Source organism: Rhizobium sp. 21-4511-3d (assembly GCF_053522545.1).
On sequence record NZ_JBNWCF010000027.1, the window covers coordinates 38,023 to 44,850 of the forward strand.

The 6,828-nt window shown below is 64.2% G+C and carries 4 protein-coding genes; all 4 read right to left on the minus strand.

Annotated features, from left to right (window positions below):
• Positions 1 to 11 precede the first annotated feature (11 nt).
• Complete coding sequence (locus ACQZ5H_RS32190) at positions 12 to 1,268, minus strand: glycosyltransferase family 4 protein (RefSeq protein WP_449100173.1); 1,257 nt, start codon at positions 1,266 to 1,268, stop codon at positions 12 to 14.
• A gap of 4 nt (positions 1,269 to 1,272) precedes the next feature.
• A complete protein-coding gene (locus ACQZ5H_RS32195; RefSeq protein ID WP_449100174.1) occupies positions 1,273 to 4,500 on the minus strand; it encodes a glycosyltransferase in 3,228 nt (1,075 codons plus the stop codon).
• Between the two features lie 20 nt (positions 4,501 to 4,520).
• On the minus strand, positions 4,521 to 5,813 hold the full coding sequence (locus tag ACQZ5H_RS32200; protein WP_449100175.1) for a polysaccharide biosynthesis/export family protein: 1,293 nt from the start codon (positions 5,811 to 5,813) through the stop codon (positions 4,521 to 4,523).
• Positions 5,814 to 6,344: 531 nt separating this feature from the next.
• Positions 6,345 to 6,828 (minus strand): TolC family protein (locus ACQZ5H_RS32205; protein WP_449100176.1); only part of this gene is annotated, 484 nt, incomplete at its 5' end.

Genomic DNA, 6,828 nt, shown 5'->3' on the forward strand with positions numbered 1-6,828 from the left:
GCCGGGCCGAATTACCCAGCAAGTGCAGCTTGTTGACCGGGGTGGGCGCGTTCGAGGATTTCGTCGTAGAGCTCGAAAAGCGCTTCCGCCCAGGAGAGCGAGGTATGCGCCATGCTGCTGCGCTGGCGCAGGCAATTCTCGCTCATTGCGCGAACCATCTCGTCGTCGCCGGCAAGCCTGGTCATGGCGGCGGCCAGCGCCGCTATATTGCCGTTCTCGAAGGGCAGGCCACAGCCGAGCTCGGCGATCTCGCGGGCAAGCAGGGCCGCCTGCGGAATGATCACCGGAATGCCGCTAGCGACCGCTTCGACGGCTGCGAGGCCGAAAGGCTCCGGCACGCGCGAGGAGATGACGATGCAGCGCGCGGCGGTGACGAGTGCGGCGATCTCGTCCTTGTTCTTCCAGCCATGCAGGACGATTTCGGGATAATCGCGCTCGAGGACGGCGCGCCCGGCGCCGTCGCCGATGACATGCAGCGGAACATTGGCAAGCCGCGCCGCCTTGGCGGCATCCTCGAAACCCTTTTCTGGTTCCAGTCTTCCGATGAAGAAGAACGGCTTGTTGGCGGCCGGGCTCGGCGGCGCCTGCAGGAAGGGCTCCACCGGATTGCGGATGGTGCGGATATATTCGGCATTGATGCCGGCGCGGGTGAAATATTCATGCATGTGCTGGTGCACGATGACGATATTGGCGGGCGTATAGCGCGTCGGAAAGAAGTGCTCGCGGATCAGATGGCGCGTCGAGCGCCAGACCTTTTCGTGATAGCCGCGCTTGTCGCATTGCGTCGTCAGGCAGCGCGCCGACATCGGCGTCAGATTGCAGACCCGGTGGCTCTGGTAATTGGCATAGCCGCCATTCGGGCAGGAGAGGAAATAGTCGTGCGCATGCAGGACGACGCGGGACCGGACGCGCCACAGCGCCCGGAAGATCGACGGCGACAGGATCTTCGACCAGCCATGGACATGATAGATGGTGCCGGGCGAATCCGTGCGGGCGATGACGGTGCGCAGGCTGTCATAGGCGGCCTGATTGTAGAGGCCGCCGATCGTTGCGGTCAGCTTGCCCTGGTTGACCAGCGGCTGGCCGCCGACGCCGACCATCTCGGCGGTGCCGATGCCCGCTCCAATGGTGTCGCCGGCGAAATAGGTCACCGGAATGCCGCGTTCGCGGATCAGCTCGGCGGAGAGAACGGCGAGGTTGGATGCGCCGCCAACCCGCTCTGAACGATCGTTGATGATGACGACGCGATCGGGCTGGTGGTGTCGCATCCGGTCAATCCATACTCTCGATACGCCGCGGGGTGAGCCTGCCGCGCACCAGGTCGAAGAGCGCGATCATGTTGCCCTTCAGGCGGCCGCGGCGGTCGACCCAGGGTTCCGGACGCAGGCACTTGGCGACGTTGGCGGCGAGATTGCGGCCGATCTGGGCGGCGCCGTAGCGGGTGCCCATCGTCTGCTTGCGCATCAGGTAGATCGGGTTGGCGATCTGCGAGTAGCCGAGTTTCATACCGGCGGTGCGGGCGACCTTGACGCCGAGATGCACGCCCTCGAGGCAATCGGCCGAGACGACGCCGCCATATTCGGCGATGCGGCGGCTGAAATCGACATCCTCGAGCCAGCCGTAAGCCGGCAGGTTCTCGTCGAAGCGGATCTGGCCGGCGCTGACGGCCGACATGCGGATCGCCATGTTGCAGCCATAGGCATTATAGATCGGGCTGATGGTCATCGGCAGGTTGGACGCCTGGCGGGCGCGATCGCTGACGAGCTTAAGGCCGTCATGAACCGAGATGCCGGGGCCGATGATGCCGTCTGCCAGGACCTTGCCGGTGCACATGGCGACATCGGGGTTGGTCTGGAAGATCGATTCCAGCCGCTCGACATAATTCGGCACCATGATGAAATCGTCGTCGAGGAAGAGGATGACGTCGGCATCGTCGGCATTGGCGACGATCTCGTTGCGCTGGCGGCAGAGGCCGCGCTCGGAAATGATGATCCGGACGGGGCAGGCAAGCGAGGCGAGCGACACCTGATCGATATCGCTGGTCGAGGTGACGCAGACGATGACTTCATCGGGCTGGCGCGTCTGCTTGGAGATCTGCGGCAGGATCGCCGATAAGATGTCGCGGCGGCCGGAGCTGGCGATGCCGATCGTCATCTTCAGCGGCGAGGTCGTGGCGCGGCTGATGATGGCAGGCACCGACGAGACGGTGCGGCTCGGCGCCGATGGCGGTGCCGGCTTCAGCAAGCGGTGGCGGCCGGTCACCGGCTTGGTCTTTTCCGGTCCGAGCTGTGTCGTCACGATGCCGAGCAGGTTGATGCGGCTGGTGGCGAATTCGGCGAGTGCATTCTGGATACGCTCGGCGGTCATCGGATTGCCGTTGCCGAGCACCAGCAGAACGCCGTCCATGAAGCTGCAGATCTGGCGCGTATCGGCCGAACCCTCGAAGGGCGACATGTCGACGATGACGATCTTGAACTTGCGGCGCAGCGCCTCGATTTCCTGGCGCAGCGCCATCAGGTGGCCGAAGCGCTGGTGTGGACCGGCGGTGCGCAGGATATCGGGGACGATGACGGTCGACAGCGCGCCTTCGCCATCCGTTACCGGTTCGGCCTCGGTATTGGGGCGATTGCCCTTGCGCGGCGCGGCGTAGTCGGGGCCGAGCACCTTGAGCCCAAAAGACTGGCCGCTATCGGCGGCGATCGCGCTCAGCCGGGCGCTGATGAAATCGGCATCGACGAGAACGACGTTGCTGCCTTCATGCTTGTAGACCTGAGCAAGGTTGACGGCGAGCGTCGTCTTGCCGGTGTTCGGGGCGATCGAGGTGATGCCGATGACCGTCGAGTTGTTGGAACGGAAGGCGGCGTCGATCGATCCGCGAATGCTGCGCAACGCCTCGGTGAAGCGCGAGTAGGGCGCGTCGAGGACGCGGCGATAGGCGACGTCGATCGCGACAGGCGAGACGGCAGCGGCAAGATCGCCCTCGCGGGAGATCAGCGGGATGGTGCCAAGCGAATTGATGCCGAGCTCGTTGCGCAGGCGACCGACGACATTGAGGCGGCGGCGGTAGCCATCGCTGAACAGCGCCATGCCGAGGCCGCCGGCGAGACCGAGCATGCCGGTCAGCGGAATGATCAGGCTTGGCTTCGGCCAGTTCTTGGAAAGCGGTGCGGTTGCGGCCGTGACGATACGGGCGTTGCCGATCGGGAAGGACTGGCGCTGGATGGCGCCCGTCACCTGCTGCAGGATGGTTTCATAAATCCGGCGGTAGGTGGTCGCCTGGCTTTCCATTTCGGTCAGTTCGACGCGGGCGAGGTTCTTGTCGGTCCCGGCGGCGGTCAGCGTATCCAGCTGGTTCTTCAACAGCTGCTCGCGGCCCTTGGCAACTTCGAGATTGGTCGCATAGAGCGACTGGATACGCGAATATTCGTCGTCGATCGCCTTTTTGAGACCGGCGACCTCGTCCTGCGCGGCGACGACGGCGGGATTGCCGGCGTCGTAGCGGCTCATCAGGTTGTTGAGCTTCGACACCGAGATGCTCAGGTCTTCCTGGAGCTTCTGGATGCGCGGATTGTTGACCGCTTCCTGCACCGTCGTATCCGGCGCCTCGCCGCTCTTCAGGCGGGAGATGGCGTCGTATTTGGCGGCTTCGGCCGCCGTCTGGGTGCGGGCGGCGAGTTCCTGGGTGCTGATTTCGGAGAGCTGCTGCTGGTCGAGCGAGGAGGTGGCGTTGATCTCCATGATGCCGTTCTTGGCGCGGAATTCTTCGGCCTGCATGGCGGTCTCGCGGGCCTTGCGGCCGACCTCGATCAGGCGGCTTTCCAGCCACTTGGCGCCGCTCTGTGCGGCGGCGGCGCGCTCGGCGAGGCCGGAGCGGATATAGGCATCGGCGATGGCATTGGCGACGCGGGCGGCCTTTTCAGGGTCGGTCGAGCTGTAGCCGATTTCGAGAATGTAGGACTGGCCGACGCGGGTGACGGTGACACGCGACAGGAAGGACGCCATGGTCCGGCGCATCAGCGCTTCCTCGGGCGTCTCGGTGGCTGATTCCGTTGCGGCCTCGGGCTTGCGGAAGCCGTGGATGATCTCCTTGATGCCCTGTGTGATCGCGCCGCGCCAGGAGGTGCCGCCGATGATTTCAGGGTCGTGGTCGAGTTTCAGCTTGGCGATGACGTCGCGGGCGATCGATTCCGACTTGACGATTTCCACCTGGCTGGCGATTTCGGCGGCTTCGATGATGATCGTGCCGCTGAAGGCGTCCTGCGAGGCGATGCGGCCCTGTTCCGGGTCCATGACGAGGCGGGTCGTTGCCGAGAACATCGGCTCGGTGCTGAAGATATAGAGCCCGCCGGCGACAACGCCGATCGCGGTGCAGATCGCCAGGCGGGAGGCATGGCGTTTCAGGAACCGCCAGATATCGCGGAAGGAAATATATTCGCGCTGCGCCTCATCGAAACCATGATGGTTGCCGGGAACGATTTTGCCGATCTCTTGAATGACCATGTCTATCCTCGCTGAGCTCCCTAAGGCGTTTGTTTTTGTTCAGGCTCGAGGGCGGAAACGACCGTCCCCTGGAGGCTGGATGACACGTTGTAGCGAACGTCCAGAACGTCGCCGGGCTGGAGTTCTTCGGTTTCGGCGACTTCGCTCGTCGTCGGAATGTCGGCCGCGCTGCGCGTCAGCCAGAATTCCAGCGGCTGCAGGTCGACGGCTTTCAGGCTCTGGTAGCGGGAGACGGATGCACCGGCGATCTGCAGCAGCTGCAGCGTCGTGGTGCGTTTCAGCTTGGTATCTTCGATATCGGCTTCGGTCGCCTGCAGCTCCTGGCCGGCTTCGGTGGTGCGCTGGCTCTTCAGGGTTTCGGCATCGCGCTTGGTTTCGCTGAGCTTCTGCTTGGCCTGCATCGAGGCGACGACGAGGTCGAGCTTGCTGCCCTGCATTTCGGCGACCGTGCGCTCCAGCGAGGTCTTACGCGAGGTCGTCAGGATCTTGGTGTCGACGAGCTTGGAAATGTCGGTCAGTTCGTCCTGGGCGATGGTGACCTGGCGGTCCTGCGTCGCCATCTTCTCGTCGAGCACGCTGATTTCGCTGGTCAGCAGCGTTTCGAGCTCGCTTGCCGATTGCAGCGCCCGGTTCAACGCATCGGCGCGGGCGGTAAACAGAGCCGTCTCGCTCTGGATGATCTGGCCGATGATCGGATCCTGGCCGGCTGCGGCGATCTCCGGCGGGAATTCGATGGCGTCCTTGCCGGAGAATTCGGCCATCAGGCGGGCGCGCTTGGCCATCTGCTGCTTCAGCTGCAGTTCCAGGCGGCCGAGATCGCCGGCATAACGGATCTGCTCTGCATCGGAATATTCGCCCTGCGGGCTGCTGCGGCGTTCCTTGCCGCCGGCGAGCGCCATTGCCTGCTTGACGGTGAGGCCCGGGCGGAACTCGAATTCGCCGGCGCGCTCCACTGAGCCGCTGACATAGATCATCGGATATTTGACCACTTCGACCGAGGCGGTCGGCGCGGTGGCAAGGCCGGTGATGCGCTTCAGGTTGGTGCCGATCAGCTGCGAGATCTCGTCGACGGTCTTGTCCTCGACATTCAGCTGGCCGATCATCGGGATGAAGATGTTGCCGGCCGGCGTGACGGTGAACTCGCCGTTCAGCGCCGTCCATTCCTTGTAGTCGCCGGTGGCCGCGACCCATTCGACGACGCTGACCTTGAGGTGGGTTTCCGGGCGGACCTGGTAAGCAGCGCCGGCGAGCGCTGCCGCCGGCATTGCTGCGGAACACAGTAGCAGGGTGGCGCCCACAACCCTCGCGGACAAGGTTCCGCGCCCCTTTGCGCCTATCGTCATGTTACGGCCTCACGGTTCGCATGGCCTGGCGGACGGCCGCCGGGCATAGTGTCAGGGATGATCAGACGAAACGGTGGCGAGTAAAATCCCCTGGAGGCGGTAGGTGCAGTTAGTCCTTTTGGCCGCAGGCGGTAGCTCGCGCGCACATGAGGGCGTGCGTGATGAGACCAGTGATGATCATTTCGGCTTATCGGGATGGGGAGGGGCTGGTTCAGCCTTGGAGGCGGCGCGGGCAGGGGCCGCGCCAGCCACTCTCCTTGCGTGGCAACGAAACCGGGCTCGCTCCGTGTTCCGAAGCGAGCCCTTCCGCAAGGAGCCAGGTCGCGGGATGTAGTCCGCGAGTATTAGCTGCCGCATTTGGAATTGGTTCTACTCGCTACTGTCCCCGATCCCATCAGCAGGATGCCATATCAGCGAGCGAAATCAATTAATCCCTTTGGGCTAAGGCAAAACCGCCACAGCGGCCGATGAATCGGCGCTGCGAGCGGTGGTTCGGAGGGTTCAGCTGCCCTTGGTGGCGGCGACCGTATCGGCCTTGGCTTCGGAGGAGGGTTTGGCCCCTGCGGGCGCATAGCCACCGCCGATGGCGACGTTGAGCGAGACATAGTCCTTGGCCATCTGCTGGACGGCAGCAGCCAGGCTTGCCTGGGCGGTCGAGACGTTGCGCTGCGAGTCGAGAACGTCGAGCAGCGAGGAGGCGCCGTCCTTGTAGCTGGCGGTCGACAGTTCCAGCGATTCCTGGGTCGTCTTGACCTGGGCACGCAGGGCTTCCACCGTCTGGGCATCGCGGCGAACGGCAGACAGCGCATTCTCGACCTGCTCGACGGCGCTCAGAACAGCCGACTTCCAGGCGAGATAGGCAGCCTTGGCGTCCGACTTGGTGATATCGACATTGGCGCGCAGACGGCCGCCGTCGAAGATCGGCAGGTTCAGCGTCGGGCCGAAGGACCAGGTGGTCAGGCCGCCATTGCCGCCAACCGGGCGG

Excerpts from the sequence above, each read along its gene's own strand:
- ACQZ5H_RS32190 (WP_449100173.1), bottom strand. The coding sequence starts at position 1,268 with ATGCGACACCACCAGCCCGATCGCGTCGTCATCATCAACGATCGTTCA.
- ACQZ5H_RS32195 (WP_449100174.1), bottom strand. The coding sequence starts at position 4,500 with ATGGTCATTCAAGAGATCGGCAAAATCGTTCCCGGCAACCATCATGGT.